Origin of the sequence: Vibrio sp. V10_P2A27P122, from assembly GCF_963874335.1 — a bacterium.
Taxonomy (GTDB): Bacteria; Pseudomonadota; Gammaproteobacteria; order Enterobacterales; family Vibrionaceae; genus Vibrio; species Vibrio anguillarum.
In genome coordinates this window covers 43,052-63,018 of sequence record NZ_CAWNHY010000222.1, presented here as the reverse complement: position 1 = coordinate 63,018, position 19,967 = coordinate 43,052, and the positions used below count along the sequence as shown (strand labels likewise).

22 protein-coding genes are annotated in these 19,967 nt (G+C 46.1%); 13 read left to right on the top strand and 9 right to left on the bottom strand.

Annotated elements, in window-relative coordinates; genetic code table 11:
• Window positions 1-74: 74 nt before the first annotated feature.
• A complete protein-coding gene (gene rapA / locus AACQ17_RS09490) occupies window positions 75-2,984 on the bottom strand; it encodes an RNA polymerase-associated protein RapA (RefSeq protein ID WP_094146856.1) in 2,910 nt (969 codons plus the stop codon).
• Between the two features lie 434 nt (window positions 2,985-3,418).
• Between rapA and AACQ17_RS09485 the strand changes: the two genes are divergently transcribed.
• The 7 genes from AACQ17_RS09485 (at window position 3,419) to AACQ17_RS09455 (ending at window position 9,981) form a co-directional block, all read left to right on the top strand.
• Window positions 3,419-4,795 carry a PhoH family protein gene (locus tag AACQ17_RS09485; RefSeq protein WP_041769059.1) on the top strand — a complete coding sequence of 459 codons (1,377 nt, stop codon included), beginning with the start codon at window positions 3,419-3,421 and terminating at the stop codon, window positions 4,793-4,795.
• 116 nt (window positions 4,796-4,911) lie between these two features.
• Window positions 4,912-5,916 carry an ornithine carbamoyltransferase gene (argF, locus tag AACQ17_RS09480; RefSeq protein WP_094124232.1) on the top strand — a complete coding sequence of 335 codons (1,005 nt, stop codon included), beginning with the start codon at window positions 4,912-4,914 and terminating at the stop codon, window positions 5,914-5,916.
• A gap of 459 nt (window positions 5,917-6,375) precedes the next feature.
• Complete coding sequence (gene pyrB, locus AACQ17_RS09475; protein ID WP_013855987.1) at window positions 6,376-7,305, top strand: aspartate carbamoyltransferase; 930 nt, start codon at window positions 6,376-6,378, stop codon at window positions 7,303-7,305.
• A gap of 16 nt (window positions 7,306-7,321) precedes the next feature.
• Complete coding sequence (gene pyrI / locus AACQ17_RS09470) at window positions 7,322-7,789, top strand: aspartate carbamoyltransferase regulatory subunit (protein ID WP_010318833.1); 468 nt, start codon at window positions 7,322-7,324, stop codon at window positions 7,787-7,789.
• 120 nt (window positions 7,790-7,909) lie between these two features.
• Window positions 7,910-8,299: a RidA family protein gene (locus AACQ17_RS09465; RefSeq protein ID WP_013855986.1), complete on the top strand. Its 390-nt coding sequence runs from the start codon at window positions 7,910-7,912 to the stop codon at window positions 8,297-8,299.
• A gap of 190 nt (window positions 8,300-8,489) precedes the next feature.
• On the top strand, window positions 8,490-9,041 hold the full coding sequence (locus tag AACQ17_RS09460) for a heme NO-binding domain-containing protein (protein WP_013855985.1): 552 nt from the start codon (window positions 8,490-8,492) through the stop codon (window positions 9,039-9,041).
• The gene (locus tag AACQ17_RS09455) at window positions 9,034-9,981 is read left to right on the top strand and encodes a sensor histidine kinase (RefSeq protein ID WP_017049799.1); all 948 of its coding nucleotides are present in this window, start codon (window positions 9,034-9,036) and stop codon (window positions 9,979-9,981) included. Before AACQ17_RS09460 ends, AACQ17_RS09455 begins: the two co-directional genes overlap by 8 nt.
• Window positions 9,982-9,989: 8 nt before the next feature.
• On the opposite strand, the gene AACQ17_RS09450 is transcribed toward AACQ17_RS09455, so the two are convergent.
• From AACQ17_RS09450 to mlaF, 8 genes are all read right to left on the bottom strand, one after another.
• Window positions 9,990-10,736 (bottom strand): 1-acylglycerol-3-phosphate O-acyltransferase, encoded by a 747-nt coding sequence (locus AACQ17_RS09450; RefSeq protein ID WP_088729160.1) that lies wholly within the window; start codon window positions 10,734-10,736, stop codon window positions 9,990-9,992.
• An 89-nt stretch (window positions 10,737-10,825) separates the two neighbouring features.
• The gene (murA, locus tag AACQ17_RS09445) at window positions 10,826-12,091 is read right to left on the bottom strand and encodes a UDP-N-acetylglucosamine 1-carboxyvinyltransferase (protein ID WP_026029130.1); all 1,266 of its coding nucleotides are present in this window, start codon (window positions 12,089-12,091) and stop codon (window positions 10,826-10,828) included.
• Window positions 12,092-12,100: 9 nt separating this feature from the next.
• A complete protein-coding gene (gene ibaG / locus AACQ17_RS09440) occupies window positions 12,101-12,355 on the bottom strand; it encodes a BolA family iron metabolism protein IbaG (protein WP_013855981.1) in 255 nt (84 codons plus the stop codon).
• Between the two features lie 13 nt (window positions 12,356-12,368).
• The gene (locus AACQ17_RS09435) at window positions 12,369-12,677 is read right to left on the bottom strand and encodes an STAS domain-containing protein (RefSeq protein ID WP_010318828.1); all 309 of its coding nucleotides are present in this window, start codon (window positions 12,675-12,677) and stop codon (window positions 12,369-12,371) included.
• Window positions 12,674-13,312 (bottom strand): phospholipid-binding protein MlaC, encoded by a 639-nt coding sequence (gene mlaC / locus AACQ17_RS09430; RefSeq protein ID WP_026029129.1) that lies wholly within the window; start codon window positions 13,310-13,312, stop codon window positions 12,674-12,676. The genes AACQ17_RS09435 and mlaC overlap by 4 nt, the downstream gene beginning before the upstream one ends.
• 20 nt (window positions 13,313-13,332) lie before the next feature.
• A complete protein-coding gene (gene mlaD / locus AACQ17_RS09425; RefSeq protein ID WP_010318826.1) occupies window positions 13,333-13,824 on the bottom strand; it encodes an outer membrane lipid asymmetry maintenance protein MlaD in 492 nt (163 codons plus the stop codon).
• A 2-nt stretch (window positions 13,825-13,826) separates the two neighbouring features.
• Window positions 13,827-14,618 carry a lipid asymmetry maintenance ABC transporter permease subunit MlaE gene (gene mlaE / locus AACQ17_RS09420; protein ID WP_013855979.1) on the bottom strand — a complete coding sequence of 264 codons (792 nt, stop codon included), beginning with the start codon at window positions 14,616-14,618 and terminating at the stop codon, window positions 13,827-13,829.
• Window positions 14,615-15,412 (bottom strand): phospholipid ABC transporter ATP-binding protein MlaF, encoded by a 798-nt coding sequence (mlaF, locus tag AACQ17_RS09415; protein ID WP_026029128.1) that lies wholly within the window; start codon window positions 15,410-15,412, stop codon window positions 14,615-14,617. Before mlaF ends, mlaE begins: the two co-directional genes overlap by 4 nt.
• Window positions 15,413-15,683: 271 nt before the next feature.
• Here mlaF and AACQ17_RS09410 point away from each other — a divergent pair, with 271 nt between their 5' ends.
• From AACQ17_RS09410 to lptB, 6 genes are read left to right on the top strand one after another with little or no spacing between them, the layout of a single operon-like run.
• Window positions 15,684-16,649, top strand: coding sequence for a calcium/sodium antiporter (locus tag AACQ17_RS09410; RefSeq protein ID WP_017046459.1), 966 nt, complete (start codon window positions 15,684-15,686; stop codon window positions 16,647-16,649).
• 19 nt (window positions 16,650-16,668) lie between these two features.
• Complete coding sequence (gene kdsD, locus AACQ17_RS09405) at window positions 16,669-17,643, top strand: arabinose-5-phosphate isomerase KdsD (protein WP_094146891.1); 975 nt, start codon at window positions 16,669-16,671, stop codon at window positions 17,641-17,643.
• The gene (kdsC, locus tag AACQ17_RS09400; RefSeq protein WP_094124238.1) at window positions 17,640-18,197 is read left to right on the top strand and encodes a 3-deoxy-manno-octulosonate-8-phosphatase KdsC; all 558 of its coding nucleotides are present in this window, start codon (window positions 17,640-17,642) and stop codon (window positions 18,195-18,197) included. Before kdsD ends, kdsC begins: the two co-directional genes overlap by 4 nt.
• On the top strand, window positions 18,194-18,757 hold the full coding sequence (lptC, locus tag AACQ17_RS09395) for an LPS export ABC transporter periplasmic protein LptC (RefSeq protein WP_094146892.1): 564 nt from the start codon (window positions 18,194-18,196) through the stop codon (window positions 18,755-18,757). The genes kdsC and lptC overlap by 4 nt, the downstream gene beginning before the upstream one ends.
• Window positions 18,738-19,238, top strand: coding sequence for a lipopolysaccharide transport periplasmic protein LptA (lptA, locus tag AACQ17_RS09390; protein WP_013855972.1), 501 nt, complete (start codon window positions 18,738-18,740; stop codon window positions 19,236-19,238). Before lptC ends, lptA begins: the two co-directional genes overlap by 20 nt.
• A 2-nt stretch (window positions 19,239-19,240) precedes the next feature.
• Window positions 19,241-19,966 carry an LPS export ABC transporter ATP-binding protein gene (gene lptB, locus AACQ17_RS09385; RefSeq protein WP_094146893.1) on the top strand — a complete coding sequence of 242 codons (726 nt, stop codon included), beginning with the start codon at window positions 19,241-19,243 and terminating at the stop codon, window positions 19,964-19,966.
• Window position 19,967: the final 1 nt, after the last annotated feature.

Here is a 19,967-nt window from a genome sequence, read left to right as displayed (position 1 = left end):
GCAGATAAAACAAAGGCCTTATGAAAAAGGCCTTTGTTGTTTTTAATGTCCGCCACAAGGGCCAAGTAAAGGGATCAGTTATGCGTCACAACGATTAAACGCAACGAATCCAGTTGGAATTGCGCTTTACCGATGTAACCGCTTAACTCGTTGATCTGCTCTTCAATCGCGCTGATCTCTTCATCACGAATGTTCGGGTTGACTGCTTTAAGCGCCAATAAGCGCTCCAGTTCACCGTTTAAGCTCGACTGCATCTCTTTCTGCGCTTGTTCACGAATCGCTTCAACACGGCTCACAACTTGGCTTTCACTGGCAGCAATTAAGCTATGCACATCATTTTGTACCGACGTAACGAGCTTGCTGGCCAAATGACGATTCACTGGGCTTAATTGGCGGTTGAAGCTTTCAAACTCAACTTGCGCGGAGAGATCATTACCACGCGCATCCATCATCAAACGGATCGGTGTTTGAGGAAGGAAGCGGCTGATACCACTGCGTTTTGGCGCTTGTGCATCCACCACATAGATCAACTCAAGTAGCAAAGTCCCAACAGGCAGAGCTTTATTTTTCAGCAGAGAAACCGCCGATGTTCCCACGCCTTCGCTCATCAGTAGGTCGATCCCGCCTTGAATCATCGGGTGTTCCCAACTGATGAAATTCATATCTTCACGCGATAATGCCGTATCACGATCAAAAGTGATGGTCGCTCCTTCATACGGCAAACCGGGGTAGCTTGGCACCATCATGTGCTCTGATGGTGTGACCACCAGCGCGTTTTCACCCCGATCATCTTGGTTTAAACCGATCGCATCAAATAAGCTCAAAGCGAAAGTAACCAAGTTAGTATCGCCATCCGTTGATGCTATACTTTCGACGATTTTCAATGCTTTTTCGCCACCGTTTGAATGCATTTCAAGCAGTCGGTCACGCCCTTGTTCAAGCTGAGCCTTCAACGTTTTGTTGAGCGTTGCCGACTGTTCAATGATCTCATCCAGCGTATCGATATTTCCCGAAGCCAGCATGTCAATCAGATCATCGGCATATTTATCATACACAGCGCGGCCTGTTGGGCAGGTTTCAGCAAATGCATTCAAGCCTTCATCAAACCAACGCGCCAAAATCGCTTGCGATGTGCCTTTAAGGTACGGCACATGGATATCGATATCACGGTGTTGACCAATACGATCCAAACGGCCAATGCGTTGCTCTAGAAGATCTGGGTTAAACGGCAGATCAAACATCACCAACTGGTTAGCAAATTGGAAGTTACGCCCTTCAGAGCCGATTTCACTACAGATAAGCACTTGCGCGCCACCCTCTTCTTGTGCGAAATAAGCGGCGGCTTTATCACGTTCTAAAATCGACATACCTTCATGAAAAACGGTGGCGCGAATGCCTTCACGCTCACGCAGTGCTTGCTCCAGTTGTAACGCGGTGCTAGCGCGAGAAGCGATCACTAAAATCTTTTCGCTGCGTTTTTCTTTCACTTTTTCAAGCAGCCAATTCACGCGAGAATCGAACTGCCACCAGCTTGCATCATCGCCTTCAAACTCTTGGAAAATCTCTTCGGGATAGAGCATTTTCATCGCGCGAGCCTGAGCACAGAGCTTACCGCCGATCATGCCAGCCACACGCATCGAGGTGGTATATTGCGCAGGGATTTCCATCGGCATCAAGTGCACATTGCGCACAGGAAACCCTTTAATCGCAGCGCGGGTGTTTCTAAACAGCACGCGGCCTGTGCCATGGCGATCCATTAGATTATCAATCAGCTCTTGGCGAGCAGAGGCTTTGCTCTCTTCATCGGCATCGCTTTCAATAATGCGAAACAGCGGCTCAACATCTTGCTCTGAAAGTAGCTCAGTGATTTGGTTTTTGGCTTCGTTTTGCAACTTCTCACCCGAAAACAAGGCACTGACTGAATCGGCTACGGGCGCATATTGCTCTTCTTCTTCAACGAACGCCTCGTAATCGTAAAAACGATCGGGATCGAGCAAACGCAAACGCGCAAAGTGGCTTTCACGGCCCAATTGCTCCGGCGTTGCCGTTAGCAGCAATACCGCTGGGGTGTTTTGCGCTAGCCCTTCGACCACTTGATATTCGCGGCTTGGTTTATCTTGGCTCCATTCTAGATGGTGCGCTTCATCCACCACCAATAGATCCCACTCCGCCTCAAGTGCTTGTTCAAAACGTTGACGACTTTTACGCAGAAAATCGAGCGAACAAAGCACATATTGCTGAGTATCAAAAGGGTTGTGTGCTTCAGCGAACGCTTCAACACAGCGCTCCTCATCAAAAATGGAGAAATGAAGATTAAAGCGACGCATCATCTCCACCAACCATTGGTGCTGCAAGGTTTCCGGCACCACAATTAAAATACGTTCCGCGCGGCCAGAAAGCACTTGTTGATGAATGATCATCCCCGCTTCAATGGTTTTACCTAACCCCACTTCATCGGCTAATAACACGCGGGGCGCATGGCGACGGCCAACCTCATGTGCGATATAAAGCTGATGAGGAATCAGGCCCGCGCGCATGCCACATAAACCACGCATTGGGCTTTTGTGTTGTTGATATTGGTTAGTCAGGGCGCGATAACGCAACACAAAATTATCCATGCGATCAATTTGACCTGCGAACAATTTATCTTGCGGTTTGTTGAAACGGATTTGGTGGCTTAAGAAAATTTCACGTAGCGCCACGCCGCTTTCATCGTTGTCTTCGCGCGTACCGAGATAAGTGAGTAGTCCTTGTTCTTCAACAACTTGCTCAACGCGTAGCGACCAGCCTTCTTGGCTTTCAACCACATCGCCGCTATTGAACGTCACTCGTGTTACCGGGGCGTCACTGCGTGCATAAACGCGGTTTTCTTCTGATGCAGCAAACATCAAGGTCACAGTACGCGCATCAAGCGCTACCACAGTACCTAAACCAAGATCACTTTCTGTATCGCTTATCCAGCGTTGCCCCAAAGCAAAACTCATGAATCGACTACCTTATTTATTTGGAATGGATTGTATCGATCTGCTACCACGTGAAGGCAACTCCTAATTATGATTGTTGTTGGAGTGTGGTGCAGAAAAAGGTCGCTAATCTTACTTGATGGCGTGATACAGGTCACGTGTAAAGCGAAGGATAACCAAGATTTTTTTCTTCAACTTTTGGTTGACATCAAACTGTAAGAAATCGGTGGCATTTGTAGTAAACAAGGTTGCTATACTTGTTGTAACGATGCTTGCTTTGCCAGTCAAAAGGATGACTCTGGCACAAAGCATGCAGACCAAACAGACAATGAGTATCAACACAGGCTTGCAGTAAGTCATCGAGCAATCGAGTCACTACCGGCATCCATTGATCGATAACCTCTACTTGCTAGCACCTTTTGTTAAGCACGCTGCACAGCAGCAAGGAGACGCTTATGGGCGATACCGATCGGAAACTGTTTGTACTTGATACCAACATCCTGCTTCATGAACCTTTAGCCATTTACTCCTTCCAAGAGCATGACGTGGTCATTCCGATGACCGTTCTTGAAGAACTTGACCGGATCAAAGACAGCAAACGCGATGTTGCACGAGATGCGCGGGTCGCGATTCGTGCTTTAGAGCACTTATTCCACGATGCCACCCCAGACGAAATTACCGAAGGTATTCCATTTTCTAAAGAGGCCAGCAAGACGGGAACTATCTCGATCCTTGCCGACTTTGAGTTGCAAGAAACCGTCAAAGCCTTTGCTGACAAAGCCGGCGACAACCGTATCCTCAACGCTGTACTTTACCTGCAAGCGAAACGAGCGCCACGCGCTGTGGTTCTCATCACCAAAGACATCAACATGCGATTGCGCGCTAAAGGTGCAGGCGTGCGCTATGTTGAGGATTACCGCACTGACCAATTGATTGATGATGTGCAGTACCTGACCAAAGGCTTCCAAGTTCGTGAAGGAAATTTTTGGAACAACGTCGATGAAGTTGAGAGTAGAACCGTCGGCGGAAAAGCCTTCCATACGTTAGATAAAGCGCCGTTTGATCCGACCTTTATTAATCAATATGTCATTGATGAAGAGAGCGATTTTGCGGCGCGCGTGCATGAAATCAACGCAGAAAAAATTACGCTGCTTGATATTGGCCGCGAGAGAATGATGCACCGCAAAGCGTGGGACATCACCCCGAAAAATATCTACCAAGCGATGGCACTTGATGCCTTGCTTGATCCAAGCATTGATTTGGTGATTTTAACCGGAGCCGCTGGTAGCGGGAAAACGCTGCTCGCGATGGCCGCCGCTCTTGAACAAACCATTGAGAAGAAGATGTTCGATAAGATTATCGTCACCCGTAACACGCCAGATATCGGAGAATCGATCGGCTTCTTACCCGGAACAGAGGAAGAGAAAATGATGCCGTGGCTGGCGGCGGTTACGGATACATTGGAAGCCTTGCACAAAAACGATCACTGCACCGAAGGTTCACTCAAATACATCTGCGATAAAGCCAATATCCAGTTTAAATCGATCAACTTTATGCGTGGGCGCTCAATCCAAAATGCCTTTGTGCTACTCGATGAGTGTCAAAATTTAACCGCTTCTCAAATCAAAACTATCATCACGCGCTGTGGTGAGGGCACTAAAATTGTCTGTTCTGGTAACTTAGCGCAGATTGACTCCCACTACTTAACCCCGGTGACCTCAGGTTTGACCTACATGGTTGAGCGCTTTAAAAACTTTGAAGGCAGCGCCAACATTCACTTAAACGGCGTCGTTCGCAGCCGCTTGGCCGAATTCGCTGAAGAGAATTTATAGTCACATTAGGCGAGATATTATTAATATCTCGCCTTTATTTTAAAATAATTATTCACAAATTTAGCATTTATATGTTTTACTAAGGCCATTCATCATTCACCGTTTAGGACTGGGATATGGCTTTCAATTTACGCAACCGCAACTTTCTCAAACTGCTCGATTTCACGCCGAAAGAGATCCAATTTCTGCTCGATCTCTCTGCTGATCTCAAAAAAGCGAAATACGCCGGATCAGAACAGAAAAGATTAGCGGGTAAAAATATTGCGCTGATTTTTGAGAAAGCCTCAACACGGACGCGATGTGCATTTGAAGTAGCCGCGTTTGATCAAGGCGCTCAAGTCTCTTACATCGGGCCATCAGGGTCGCAAATTGGTCATAAAGAGTCGATGAAAGACACCGCGCGCGTACTCGGAAGAATGTACGATGGCATCCAATATCGCGGTTTTGGACAAGAAATTGTCGAAGAGCTTGGCGCACATGCTGGCGTTCCTGTATGGAACGGGCTCACCAACGAGTTCCACCCAACACAGATTTTAGCTGACTTTTTAACCATGATTGAGCATGGCCGTGGTAAACAGTTGCACCAAGTGTCACTGGCTTATCTAGGCGATGCACGCAATAACATGGGCAATTCACTGATGGTGGGCGCAGCAAAAATGGGCATGGATATTCGCCTCGTCGCACCCAAACAGTTTTGGCCAGAAGCATCACTCGTCACCACTTGCCAAAAAATTGCCGAGCAGACGGGAGCCAAAATCACGCTCACTGAAAATGTACAAGAAGGCGTGCAAGGATGCGATTTTCTCTATACCGACGTTTGGGTTTCTATGGGCGAATCAGCCGATGCATGGGATGAACGCGTGGCCTTAATGACGCCTTACCAAATCAATATGAATGTGATTAAGCAAACTGGTAATCCACAGGTAAAATTTATGCACTGCTTGCCTGCGTTTCATAACGACGAAACCACCGTAGGCAAAGAGGTGGCGGAAAAATATGGTATGAAAGGTTTGGAAGTCACCGAAGAGGTGTTTGAGTCTGAATATTCGATTGTGTTTGATGAAGCTGAAAACCGCATGCACACCATCAAAGCTGTGATGGTCGCGACTCTCGGCGCTTAAAAAAACAAGGCAACAATGGATCGAAGCCCGATGAACTTACATGAGTAAGTGATTTGGGTGAGTGAAAGCAGCTAACGCCGCGACAGTGCCAAAGCGACTTTTAATCCTCAAAATCATTGGTGCTGTCGCAAGGCAGCAAGAGAACGAAGCCCGATGAACTTACATGAGTAAGTGATTCGGGTGAGTGAAAGCAGCTAACGCAGCGACAGTGCCAATGATGAAGAGGATTGTGAGGTAATCGCTTGCGCTCACACAACGAAAGCGTATAATTCCCAGCAATTTGTCTGAGGGGTAGCTATGAAAACGGACGTTGTTATTCACATCTACAACGCAATTCGATTCAATGTAGGTCAGCGTGCTGACTTACTGGGCGCGTTATTTTTCCCCTCTCTTGATTTTTAAAGCCTCCCTATTGGGGGGCTTTTTTATGGCTACTAGAAAATTATAGGGAAGACGACCATGGTGAATTCGCTTTATCAAAAGCACATTATTTCGATTCCGGAGCTCTCTCGTGACGAGCTGGAATTGATTGTGAAAACCGCAGGCCAACTCAAAGCGGAACCAAAACCAGAGCTGATCAAGCACAAAGTGGTAGCAAGCTGCTTTTTTGAGCCGTCGACTCGTACTCGTTTGTCTTTTGAAACTGCTATTCAACGCATCGGCGGCAGCGTGATTGGCTTTGATAATGGTGGCAATACGTCACTGGCGAAAAAAGGCGAAACATTGGCCGATTCAGTACAAGTGATCTCCTCTTATGTGGATGCGTTTGTGATGCGCCACCCCCAAGAAGGCGCAGCACGTTTAGCCTCTGAATTTTCAAACGGCGTTCCTGTGATTAACGCTGGCGACGGCGCTAACCAGCACCCAACCCAAACACTGCTTGATTTGTTCACCATTGCCGAAACACAAGGCCGTTTAGATAACATTAATATTGCCTTTGTTGGCGACTTGAAATATGGCCGTACCGTCCATTCTTTAACCCAAGCTTTGGCTAAATTTAACCACATTCGCTTCTTCTTTGTTGCGCCGGATGCGCTGGCTATGCCTGACTATATTTGCGAAGAGTTAGATGATGCAGGCATTGAGTACAGCCTGCACACCGATATGGAAAGCGTTATTCCACAGTTAGATATTCTGTATATGACGCGCGTCCAAAAAGAGCGCTTTGATGAATCAGAGTACGCGCACATTAAATCGGCGTACATTTTGACAGCCGCCATGCTTGAAGGTGCGCGCGATAACTTAAAAGTGCTACATCCGCTTCCGCGTGTGGATGAAATCACCGTTGATGTGGACAAAACGAAGCACGCTTACTTCTTCCAACAAGCAGAAAACGGGGTCTACGCCCGTGAAGCTTTGCTGGCGCTTGTGTTAAACGAAACCCTGTAATAAAGGAGCCACAACCATGACTAAAGAGACTCAATTGCAGGTTGAAGCCATTAAAAACGGCACGGTTATCGACCACATTCCTGCGCAAATCGGTATTAAAGTATTAAAGTTATTCGATATGCACAATTCTCATCAACGTGTCACGATTGGCTTAAATTTACCCTCTTCCGCGCTGGGCGCAAAAGATCTGCTGAAGATTGAAAATGTGTTCATTAATGAAGCCCAAGCCAATAAATTAGCACTTTATGCACCGCATGCGACTGTCAACCAAATCGAAAACTACCAAGTGGTGAAAAAGCTAGCGTTGACACTGCCTGAGCAGATCAATGATGTTTTTGCCTGCCCAAACAGCAACTGTATTTCCCACAATGAACCGGTCGAAAGCAGCTTTAAGGTTTTCGAAAAGAAAAACGATATTCGTTTGAAATGTAAGTATTGTGAGAAAGTTTACTCACGTGAGATTGTGACCGAACGCGAGTCATAATATAACCCCATTTAAGTCTATCGATGCCTCACTTTAGTGGGGCATTTTGCACTTTACCTGCCGTTTCTTTAAAGGCAAACTGACGCCTACCCTTCCCATAAAAACAGATGGAACATAATCATGACTAAAGTACTTCATACCGAATCCGCTCCTGCCGCAATTGGCCCTTATGTACAAGGTGTCGATCTTGGCAATATGGTGCTAACTTCAGGGCAAATTCCAGTCAACCCAGTCACCGGCGAAGTGTCAGCAGATATCGCAGTGCAGGCTCGTCAATCTCTCGACAACGTAAAAGCCGTGGTGGAGTCTTCTGGCTTAACGGTTTCTGACATCGTAAAAATGACTGTATTTGTTAAAGATCTGAATGATTTTGGCACGGTGAATGAAGTCTACGGTAAATTTTTTGATGAGCATAACGTGGCAAACTACCCTGCGCGTTCATGCGTAGAAGTCGCTCGCTTACCTAAAGATGTGGGTATTGAAATTGAAGCGATTGCGGTACGTAAGTAAGCATTGCTCATAATCAGCACAGTGTAAGCACCACCAGCATGCCACTCTGACGTGAATGTGCTTTTTCAAACCTCGAACCCCGTTCGAGGTTTTTGTTTAATCCAAAAAATCAATTTTTACACCTCATACTTGCTACTTTAGGGTTAGTCACCAACACTTATCGTACTTTTGAACCGTTCGAGGTAGTGAGATGCAAGGGATTATCTATACCGTTCTTTCTGATTTAGTCATCGAAAAATTTGGCGCACTGTTTTGGGATCAAATGCTCGAGGATTTAAAACCTAGCTCTCAAGGCATCTACACCGCTGGAGAGCAATACTCCGATGACGAACTGCTTGCAATGGTGGCTTATTTGAGCGAGCAGAAAAACATCCCCACCGATGATTTAGTCCGGCTTTATGGGCAATACCTATTTTCTCGCTTGTACAACAGCCTTCCTGAAAATTATCCAAATAAAAACAATTTATTAGAGTTTTTGATTTCGGTCGATCAAGTGATCCATAAAGAAGTGAAGCGGCTCTACCCCGATGCCTATTTGCCGCAATTTCAATGTAAAAGCGAGGGCGATCGATTAACCATGTATTACACCTCGAAAAGAAAATTGTGCGCTGCGGCGGAAGGACTCATCATCGGCGCTTCAGAACAATTTGGTGAAGAAGTCGAAATCGAGCAGCCCCAATGCATGCATCATGGTGCTTCATTTTGTGAAATTGTTGTCACCTTTAAGGGCAAACATGAGTGAAATAGAACAATACCAACGCATTTATGAGCGTGAGCGTCAGGCTCGTTTGCTGGCAGAGCGGTTACTGCAAGAAAAAAGCCGCGAGCTTTACGATAAAATTTTAGAGCTGCAAGAGACTCTAGATCAACTTCATAGCGCGCAAGCACAGCTTGTACAATCAGAAAAAATGGCCTCCGTCGGTCTGCTGGCGGCTGGCGTTGCTCACGAGATCAATAACCCAATCGGTTTTTGTCTGAGTAATTTAAATACGCTGCGTGATTACTCTCACACCTATATAGGAATTGTCGCTTTGGTAGCACAGCACAAAGCCGAAATTGCTAACACGGATTTCTACCGCAATTATCAAGATTATTATCAACGACATGATATTGGTTTTGTCGAAAGTGATTTAACTGACATGCTTCAAGAGACTTCGGGTGGATTGCTCCGCGTAAAAGACATTGTCACTAGCCTACAAAGCGTTTCTCACTCCAGTGATGGCCGATTTGTCGAGTGTGAGTTAAATTCGTGTATTGAATCAACGCTACACATGGTCTGGAACCAATTTAAATATACGATGGAGGTCGAGCAGCGATTGGATGAGGCTTTGCCGAAAATCAATGGGATATCAGCAGAGCTACAACAAGTGTTTATGAACCTATTTATTAACGCCTCTCACGCTTGCGAAGCACAAGGAAAGTTAACGATTAGCACAGATTCTGTGGTCGAAAAAGGGAAACGCTGGGTGAGGGTGACAGTGGCAGATAATGGGCATGGCATGAATCAAGACATCATCAACAAGGTGTTTGATCCTTTCTTCACCACCAAACCTGTCGGCGTAGGGACGGGTTTGGGTTTATCGATTTCATACAGTATTGTTGAAAAGCATGGTGGGAAAATGCAGGTCGAATCTGAAGTGGGACAAGGCACCACCTTCATACTTCTTTTTCCCACCATTTAGTAAAGCAGTTACTGACTGCGTGATGTGACCTGCTTACCATCAAGCATCGCGACCTCTTCATCCAGCTGCGCTAATTTGGCCATCATCTGCTCACGGCATAATGTCGCTAATTCCCGTAAATTTTCTTTTCCATATCCTTCAATACTGATCGGTGGCAGCATCTCAACAATCACATGACCATTGTCCCAACGGTTAAGCTTAATATCATTAGTTGAGCTGCAAACGATGGGGATAATCGGTACACCTGCGCCAATTGCCGCATGAAATGCACCCATTTTAAAGGGCAGCATGCCACGGCCACGCGAGCGAGTACCTTCTGGAAACATCCACACAGACACATCACTGGTTTTTATGCTATCGACAACTTGATCAATGGTGCCTTTGGCTTTGTTGCGATTGGATCTATCAATTAAAATATTCCCTGCTAACCAATACAACTGACCAAACACAGGTGTCCAAACTAAACTTTTTTTTCCTACTGTCACGACTTTCGGCGTTACCGCCGCAGCAACAGTACACAGATCCCAGTTATTTTGATGATTCGCAATGTAGATGTGCTGGCCGCGTTGATAAGCATCTTCTGGGATACGCAGTTCTAATTTAATACCCATCAATTTTGACATACGGGCGAATAAACGCCCAAACGTAAATACATGTTTTGGATTGCGTGGACTAAGTAAGCAGTAACCACATCCAAAAACAAACATCACAATGGCAAACAGTGCGACTGCCAATAGACGCAAAAGAGCAATCATTTCAGTTCTCCATGGAACAAAGATAAAAAATGAGCAAGGATAAAAAAGCCGAAACCCAGAGATTTCGGCTCCATTGCATGAGCGAGAGTTTAACTGCTGACTTGAATGCGCTCAATATTAGCGCCAAGAGCCGACAGTTTATCTTCAATTCTTTCGTAACCGCGATCGATATGGTAGATGCGATCGACGATGGTTTCACCTTTTGCGATACAACCGGCAATCACTAGGCTGGCTGAAGCACGTAGATCGGTCGCCATCACCTGCGCGCCACTCAACGATTCCACATCACCACAAATCACGGTATTCCCTTCAATCTCCGCTTTTGCTCCCATACGCATCAGTTCAGGAACGTGCATAAAACGGTTTTCAAAGATGGTTTCAGTGATCTTACCACCACCTTTTGCCATCATATTAAGTAGGGTAAATTGTGCTTGCATATCGGTTGGAAAGCCAGGATGAGGCGCAGTGCGAATCGAAACCGCCTTAAGCTCTTTTCCGGTCATATCAAGGCTTATCCAGCCCTCACCCGTTTCAATCTCAGCGCCCGCTTCTTCCAGTTTTGCTAACACGGCCTCTAACAAATGCGAGTGAGTGTTGTGGCAAACAATTTTTCCGCGAGAAACAGCCGCCGCGACTAAAAATGTGCCCGTTTCAATGCGATCAGCCACAACAGCGTGTTTACCACCACCCAAACGTTCAACACCTTCAATGGTAATGGTATCGGTGCCTGCACCGGACACTTTTGCACCCAGCTTATTCAAAAACAGTGCGGTATCGACAATTTCAGGCTCACGCGCAGCGTTGTCGAGTACGGTTGTGCCTTCGGCAAGGGTTGCGGCGCACATAATGGTAATGGTGGCACCCACGCTCACTTTATCCATGACGATGTGTGCACCTTGTAGACGACCTTCGACACTGGCTTTCACGTAGCCATCTTCTAAGGTGATGGTGGCACCAAGCTGCTCTAAACCGTGAATATGCAGATCGACAGGACGAGCGCCAATGGCACAGCCTCCAGGTAGCGAAACTTGGCCATAACCAAAACGAGCCACTAATGGACCGAGAGCCCAAATAGAAGCACGCATGGTTTTGACTAAATCATACGGCGCGCAATATTCATCAATTTGACTAGGATCGACATGAACTGAGCCATTACGTTCGACTTTAGCGCCTAAACGTTTGAGCAGTTCCATTGTGGTATCAATATCGCGAAGGTGTGGCACATTGGCCACTTCTACTGGCTCAGAGGCCAAAATAGACGCAAATAAAATAGGCAGTGCAGCGTTTTTGGCACCTGAAATGGTCACTTCACCTTGAAGAGGTTGTGTTGACCCAATAACTCGAAACTTTTCCATCAATAAACCTTACAGCGACATCAACTTTTTATCACGAGCCCACTCTGTTGGTGTGAACGCTTTAATAGAAAGGGCATGAATGTCGTTTCTTTGAATGTACTCCATCAGTGGAGCATAAATAAGTTGTTGTTTTTTAACGCGACTCATCCCTGCAAAGCAAGCATCAACAGCGATAACTTCATAGTGGCTACCTTCACCTTTGACGTGGATCTCTTCAAGGTTTAGTGCTTGTTCTAATAACTGTTGTACTTTTGCGCTATCCACAATGTTCCCCTGCTTAATTCTTTATATGTTGAGCCATTAAACGATCAATGTTGCTCAATTGGAATAGTGTGCGCAGTTGCTCTGGCACGAAACTGAGCATTATATGACAGTTTCGTTTTTTTGCATGCTCTATTAGGTGGATTAACATCACCATTCCGGCAGAGTCTATGCGTTCAACGTTTTTCAGTTCAATCTCAAACTGTGTACTCACCGGGTTCCATTTTTGGATAAACGCCCATAAATCAGGCACATGCTCTCTGTCTAATGCGCCCGACAAAGCCGCAATCGGCATATCAGTTTGATGCCACTGCGGATGAATCATTGCGCTTTACCTTCAAAACGGATCGGCTGATCCGCCAATTGTTGCAGTTCATTGGCAACCGCTAAGATACCATCTTGGCGAATTTTACCGCTCCATTCAGATTGCTTACTGGAGAGCAAACTCACTCCTTCTGCAATCATATCAAAGACTTGCCATTCGCCATTTTTCTCTTTGCGCAATTTAAACTCAAGTTTGATGTTCGGTCGTGGCGTATCAATAATATCCACCTTCACGCTGGTAATGCGTTTATCATCCGACACCGCCTGTTCAGGCTCGAACTCAATAATTTGGTTACTGTATTGAGTCAATACTTGCGCGTATGCACTGACAAGATAGGCACGAAATGCGGTGATGAAAGTGGCGACATCTTCACGCTTGGCCCCTTTTAAGTTTGGGCCCAATAACTTCAGTGCCGCATACTGCTCATTGACGTAAGGCATCAGTTCTTGTTCCACGATCTCTTTCAAATATTCAGGATGGTGGTGAATCGCTTCTTGTTCGGCTTTCAAACGAGTAAATGCCGTTTCAGACACCTGCTTCATCATGGTATAGGGCTGGGTTTTATCCACATTGGCCGCTTGCACAAACATAGCGGCAAAGAGGGTAAATACAAAAATCAACGTCCGTTTAAACACTGTTTTTATAAACACTGTTGTTACTCCTTACCTTTTTCTTGTGAGCCACCACCGACGCTATACAGCACTTGGCCAATCAAATCTTCTAATACGAGGGCGGATTTTGTGTCTTCAATTAAGTCGCCCTCTTTTAACATCTGTTCATCTTCAAAGACAAAACCGGGCACAAGCCCAATGTACTGCTCGCCAATCAATCCAGAAGTTAGAATTTGCACACTCGACGTTTCTGGAAATTGATCATATTGACTGTTAATAGCCATAGTAACCACAGGCAGCAAGCTCTCTCTATCGAGTTTAATCTCGGCCACTCGCCCAACGACTACACCACCCACTTTGACTGGCGAGCGCACTTTTAAACTACCGATATTGTCAAATTCAGCTTTCAATTGGTAAGTATGGTTGGAACCCAACCCTTTTACGTCAGCGACCTGAAAAATCATCACCAGAATTGCGCAAATTCCAGCAAGGACAAAGCTACCGACCCAAAGTTCTATTTTTCGTGTTTGCTGCATGATTAATTCCCAAACATCAATGCGGTGAGTACAAAGTCTAGCCCTAAAACAGCTAAAGACGAATGCACTACGGTTCTTGTGGTGGCACGGCTAATACCTTCCGAGGTTGGAATAGCATCGTAACCGTTAAACAGTGCAATCCAAGTCACTGTGATGGCAAACATCACGCACTTGATCATACTGTTGCCAATATCTTGCCCTAGCTCTACCGATGACTGCATCGCAGACCAAAAACTGCCGTGATCAATCCCTTTCCAATCCACGCCAACAAGCTGGCCTCCCCAAATGCCGACCGCCATAAAAATCATCGCTAGCAACGGCATTGATATTAGCCCAGCCCAAAAGCGAGGAGCGATAATACGTTTGAGCGGATCAACCGCCATCATCTCTAAACTGGAAAGCTGCTCGGTGGCTTTCATCAGGCCGATCTCAGCGGTAAGTGCAGAACCAGCACGCCCAGCAAACAGCAGCGCAGTCACCACGGGCCCAAGTTCACGCAATAAAGAGAGCGCGACCATCTGCCCAAGGCTACCTTCCGCGCCGTAATCGACCAAAATCACATAGCCTTGCAGGCTCAACACCATGCCAATGAACAAGCCAGAAACGACAATAATCGCCAGCGACTGAACACCAACACTGTAGAGCTGCTTCACTAACAATGGAAAATTCTGAATAGGCCGTGGGCGGCTCACTAATGCGCCAAACAGCATCAAGCTCGCTTTGCCAAAGGCTTGGCAAAATTCGAGCGTACGGCGACCGAGCCCTTCAATCCAGTCAGTCAATGTAGACATCATGAGAATAAATCCTTTTCTAGGCTTTGCGCTGGAAAGCGAAATGGTACTGGGCCATCAGCCTCGCCTTGTAAAAATTGTTGTACGCGAGGATCGCTATTTTGATAAAGATCGTTTGGCGTTCCTTTGGCAATCACTTTGCCGTCAGCCAGCAAATAAACCCAATCGGCAATGCTCATCACTTCAGGAACATCATGAGAGACCACTATCGAGGTCACCCCCAAAGCTTGATTCAAATTGCGGATCAATTCCACCAGCACGCCCATGGTGATCGGGTCTTGCCCCACAAACGGCTCATCATACATGATCAGTTCCGGATCCAGCGCAATCGCGCGCGCTAATGCAGCCCTTCTTGCCATACCACCGGATAATTCGCTCGGCATGAGCAAGGCGGCACCGCGCAGACCAACCGCTTCTAATTTTAATAAAACTAATGTCTTAATCAGCGATTCATCTAATTGAGTGTGTTCACGTAAAGGGAAAGCCACATTATCGAACACATTTAAATCGGTGAATAACGCGCCCGACTGAAACAACATGCTCATTTTTTTACGAGCTTGATACAGCTTTTTGCGACTGAGCATCGGGATGTTTTGTTTGTCGAACCAAATCTCACCTTGTTCAGGAAACAGTTGTCCGCCAATAAGACGTAGCAAAGTGGTTTTACCAATACCCGATGGCCCCATAATGGCGGTAATTTTTCCTTGCGGAACGCTGAGACTCACGTCATCGAAAATCTTCCGTCCTGAACGGGAGAAGGTTAAATTCTTGATTGTGACAAGATCGTTGATTGGCATCATGAGTGTTTCACTATTGTTGTCCGCCCCAAAATGATGGGCAATCATAAGCATAACGTTCTAAAATTAAAAGCACTGTTCAATTACATCCTAAAGTAAAGCATCATCTTTCGCCAAAACAATCTTCCGGTCATTTATTGATGGATAGCTAACTAAACCATGAATTGAACGTAATTAATTGGATCTTCAGCTTCCCTTTTCGCAACCAACACGTCAAAATTAGCGGTTAATTGCATCATTTTTTCACTCATTTCATTAATTAGGTATCATCATGATCGAAGCGGTAGCGTTTCTCATTGTAGGTTTGGTGTTTTTAGTCTGGAGCGCTGACAAGTTAGTCTTTGGTTCTGCCGCGCTTGCTCGCAACTTCGGCATCTCGCCATTAGTGATCGGCATGACTATTTTAGCAATGGGATCATCAGCACCAGAGATGATGGTATCGGCAACGGCCGCTTTGGATGGGAAAACCGATACTGCCGTCGGTAACGTGCTCGGTTCTAACATCGCTAACATTGCTTTGATCTTGGGTATTACAGCACTCATCAAACCGCTTTCCGTCAGTTCTGCGGTACTCCGCCGTGAACTGCCGCTGATGATTGCGGTCACACTACTTGCTGGTGCGTTATTGTGGGATAACCACTTAGGATTCTATGAAGGTGTGTTGCTGTTTGCACTTTTCGCCGTGTTTATCATCGCGATGCTCCGCATTAGCCGTAACGAGCAAAAAAATGGTGACGCGCTGCTTACCGAGCAGGAATCTGAAATACCGCAGGGCGTGAGCAACGCAAAAGCGGCTATTTGGGTAGTGATTGGGCTTATCATTCTGCCGATTGCTGCCAGCGTGTTAGTCGATAACGCCGTCATTATCGCTAAGTTTTTTGGCATGAGCGACTTGGTAATTGGCCTGACAATCATCGCTGTTGGGACCAGCTTGCCAGAATTGGCCGCCTCACTCACAAGTGTGTTGAAAGGCGAAGATGATATGGCTGTGGGCAACATTATTGGCTCGAACGTATTCAATATTCTTGCCGTGATGGGCTTACCCGGCATTCTTAATCCATCGATACTCAGTGAGCATGCGATGGGACGCGATTTTTGGGTAATGCTTGGCGTATCTCTGCTACTGGTTGCCATGGCTTTAGGGAAATCGCGTAGTATTAACCGCATTGAGGGAGGCGTGCTCTTCCTCGCTTTTATCGGATACCAAGCTTATCTACTTATGAATATGACCGCTTAACCCAAACTCGGAGTATCGAATGTCGAATCAGTTTGATTATCGCAGTGTTGCACAGCAAGTTCTCGCCACCGAAATGGCGGCTTTACAGCAGCTAGAGCAATACTTTGACGACTCATTTTGCCAAACGTGTGAAATGATCATTGCCAATGATCACGGCAAAGTGGTGGTGATGGGTATGGGTAAATCAGGCCATATCGGTAAAAAAATTGCCGCGACCTTAGCCAGTACTGGCACTTCGGCATTTTTCGTACATCCAGGAGAAGCGGCGCACGGTGATCTTGGTATGATCGAGCGTGGCGACATCGTAATTGCTATTTCAAACTCTGGCGAATCCTCGGAAATTTTATCACTGTTTACTGTGCTAAAACGGCTCAATATTCGCATCATTAGCATAACAGGCAACCCGTCATCGAATATGGCAAAGTTGGCCGATCTTCATTTGCAAATCACTGTCCCACAAGAAGCATGCCCGCTTGGCCTTGCGCCAACCTCCAGCACCACCGCAACGCTAGTGATGGGCGATGCGTTAGCCGTCGCACTCTTGCAAGCACGCGGCTTTACCGCTGAAGATTTTGCGCTGTCTCATCCCGGTGGGGCTTTAGGTCGAAAATTGTTGCTCAAGCTCTCTGATATCATGCACATTGGCGATGCACTACCAACAGTGCAACCAAATGCATTGATCCGCGATGCCTTACTTGAGATCAGTCAAAAAGGGTTGGGGATGACCGCGATAGTTGACAGCAACATGCAGCTTATTGGCATCTTTACTGATGGCGATTTACGCCGCATCTTAGACAAACGAATCGATATTCACAGCGCGGCAATCAGCGAGGTGATGACGCAAAACCCAACGGTAGCAAACCCTAACATGCTCGCGGTCGAAGGGTTAAACCTAATGCAAGATAAACGAATCAATGGCTTGATGCTGTGCGAAAATGGCACATTGGTCGGTGCATTAAACATGCACGATTTGCTCAAAGCAGGAGTGATGTGATGACCATGATTGATACACTCTACGGCCCGGTCTCACTGCCTATTCTCGACATAGCCAAGCAGATAAAACTGCTGATCTGCGATGTGGATGGCGTCTTCTCTGATGGCTTAGTTTATATGGGCAATCAAGGCGAAGAGCTAAAAACCTTCCACACTCGAGATGGCTACGGCATAAAATCATTGATGAATGCTGGCATTGAAGTGGCGATCATTACAGGTAGGCAGTCAAAAATTGTCGAAAACCGTATGGCCGTATTAGGCATTACATTGGTTTATCAAGGTCAGGATGACAAGGTCAAAGCCTATAACGATATTTGTCGCCAGCTCAATATTGCCCCAGAACACACAGGGTATATCGGTGATGACTTGATTGATTGGCCGGTAATGGAAAAAGTCGCGCTGAAAGTCTGTGTCGCGGATGGTCACCCGCTATTAGTTAAACGCGCAAACTACGTGACCCATATAAAAGGTGGGCATGGCGCTGTACGCGAAGTGTGTGATTTGATTTTGCAAGCTCGCGGTGAGTTAGATGTGCACAAAGGCTTAAGTGTATGAGTTTATCTCGTGTCCTCTATGTGATACTGATTTTTATCGCATCGTGGTCAGCCTATTACTTGTTCGATAAAGAACAAAATACCGATATACAAATTGCTCCGAACTTGGAGTTACCGTCGTTTAGTGGAAAAAATCTCGACAACACCACCTATAACGAGCAAGGTATCCGCAGCTACATCATTCAATCGACGCATCTGGATCATTACGCAAAAAGTGGCGACACCATTTTCGAGTACCCGATACTCAAAGTCTTCCGTGATGGTATTTTGCAAGAGTGGGAGATTACCGCTAAACGCGGCGTACTCGATGAAGAGCAAGTACTCACACTGTATGACGACGTACTGGCAAAAAACCTATTAGCAGATTCTGGTTTTGATACGCTTTCAACCATTAAGATGAGCATTCAACTCAATAATCGCGATTTTTGGGCCGATAATCAGGTCGATTTGGTTGGGCCACAATTCGAAACACAAGGACAAGCGATGAAAGGCAACTTTGCCGACAATACCGCTATTCTTTATAACCATGTACAAGGTAGATATGAAACTCTCACACCTTAGTCTTATTGCTTGTTTAGCGATTTCTGGTCACGCATTGGCATTGTCCACCGATAATGCTCAACCAGTTTACATCGATTCTGACAGCCAACAGCTCGACATGAAAAGCAACAAAGTGACTTTCCTTGGTGATGTCAAACTCAAACAAGGCAGTATCAGTATCAACGCCGACAAAGTGATTGTAACCCGTGATGCAAAAGATGGCTCAATTCAAGAAATTGAAGGATATGGCAACCTCGCCACTTTTTCGCAATTAACCGACGATGGCAAAACCTTGTATGGTGAGGCGAAAGAGCTCTATTACAAATTGGCCGATGATCAGTTGACGATGATCGATCAAGCCATGTTGTCACAAGATGATAGCATCATCCGTGGTACGAAAATTCGCTACAAAATTTCGTCACAGAAGCTGATGGCTGATGGTAACTCTAACGAGCGAGTATCGACCGTGCTTCAACCGCAAGCCACTACGACACAAGAATAATTATGGCCATACTTAAAGCAGAACATTTAGCGAAAAGCTATAAAAAACGCAAAGTCGTCTCTGACGTCAGCTTGCAAGTAGAATCGGGGCAGATTGTTGGCTTACTCGGCCCTAACGGCGCAGGAAAAACCACATCGTTTTACATGATCGTCGGCCTTGTCGCTCGTGATGAAGGTAAGATCAGCATTGATGATCACGACATCAGCATTTTACCTATGCACAGTCGCTCACGCTTAGGGATCGGCTACTTACCTCAAGAAGCGTCTATTTTTCGAAAATTATCGGTCGAAGATAACATCATGGCGGTACTTGAAACCCGTGAATCAATGAGCCGTGAAGAGCGCCAAGATAAACTCGAAGATCTACTAGAAGAATTTCACATTCAACATATCCGCCATAGTGCGGGGATGGCGCTATCGGGTGGTGAACGTCGTCGAGTTGAAATTGCCCGCGCTCTTGCCGCAAACCCACAATTTATTTTGCTTGATGAACCCTTTGCAGGGGTCGACCCCATTTCCGTTATCGACATTAAAAAGATCATCCAACACCTGCGAGATCGTGGCTTAGGCGTTTTAATCACAGACCACAACGTTCGAGAAACATTGGACGTCTGTGAAAAAGCCTATATTGTAAGCCAGGGTCGTTTGATCGCAGAAGGTACACCACATGACGTGCTCAATAATGAAGAGGTAAAACAAGTTTATCTCGGTGAACAATTCCGTCTATGAT

Excerpts from the sequence above, each read along its gene's own strand:
- rapA (WP_094146856.1), bottom strand. The coding sequence starts at position 2,984 with ATGAGTTTTGCTTTGGGGCAACGCTGGATAAGCGATACAGAAAGTGAT.
- AACQ17_RS09485 (WP_041769059.1), top strand. The coding sequence starts at position 3,419 with ATGGGCGATACCGATCGGAAACTGTTTGTACTTGATACCAACATCCTG.
- argF (WP_094124232.1), top strand. The coding sequence starts at position 4,912 with ATGGCTTTCAATTTACGCAACCGCAACTTTCTCAAACTGCTCGATTTC.
- pyrB (WP_013855987.1), top strand. The coding sequence starts at position 6,376 with ATGGTGAATTCGCTTTATCAAAAGCACATTATTTCGATTCCGGAGCTC.
- pyrI (WP_010318833.1), top strand. The coding sequence starts at position 7,322 with ATGACTAAAGAGACTCAATTGCAGGTTGAAGCCATTAAAAACGGCACG.
- AACQ17_RS09465 (WP_013855986.1), top strand. The coding sequence starts at position 7,910 with ATGACTAAAGTACTTCATACCGAATCCGCTCCTGCCGCAATTGGCCCT.
- AACQ17_RS09460 (WP_013855985.1), top strand. The coding sequence starts at position 8,490 with ATGCAAGGGATTATCTATACCGTTCTTTCTGATTTAGTCATCGAAAAA.
- AACQ17_RS09455 (WP_017049799.1), top strand. The coding sequence starts at position 9,034 with ATGAGTGAAATAGAACAATACCAACGCATTTATGAGCGTGAGCGTCAG.
- AACQ17_RS09450 (WP_088729160.1), bottom strand. The coding sequence starts at position 10,736 with ATGATTGCTCTTTTGCGTCTATTGGCAGTCGCACTGTTTGCCATTGTG.
- murA (WP_026029130.1), bottom strand. The coding sequence starts at position 12,091 with ATGGAAAAGTTTCGAGTTATTGGGTCAACACAACCTCTTCAAGGTGAA.
- AACQ17_RS09435 (WP_010318828.1), bottom strand. The coding sequence starts at position 12,677 with ATGATTCATCCGCAGTGGCATCAAACTGATATGCCGATTGCGGCTTTG.
- mlaD (WP_010318826.1), bottom strand. The coding sequence starts at position 13,824 with ATGCAGCAAACACGAAAAATAGAACTTTGGGTCGGTAGCTTTGTCCTT.
- mlaE (WP_013855979.1), bottom strand. The coding sequence starts at position 14,618 with ATGATGTCTACATTGACTGACTGGATTGAAGGGCTCGGTCGCCGTACG.
- mlaF (WP_026029128.1), bottom strand. The coding sequence starts at position 15,412 with ATGCCAATCAACGATCTTGTCACAATCAAGAATTTAACCTTCTCCCGT.
- AACQ17_RS09410 (WP_017046459.1), top strand. The coding sequence starts at position 15,684 with ATGATCGAAGCGGTAGCGTTTCTCATTGTAGGTTTGGTGTTTTTAGTC.
- kdsD (WP_094146891.1), top strand. The coding sequence starts at position 16,669 with ATGTCGAATCAGTTTGATTATCGCAGTGTTGCACAGCAAGTTCTCGCC.
- lptC (WP_094146892.1), top strand. The coding sequence starts at position 18,194 with ATGAGTTTATCTCGTGTCCTCTATGTGATACTGATTTTTATCGCATCG.
- lptA (WP_013855972.1), top strand. The coding sequence starts at position 18,738 with ATGAAACTCTCACACCTTAGTCTTATTGCTTGTTTAGCGATTTCTGGT.
- lptB (WP_094146893.1), top strand. The coding sequence starts at position 19,241 with ATGGCCATACTTAAAGCAGAACATTTAGCGAAAAGCTATAAAAAACGC.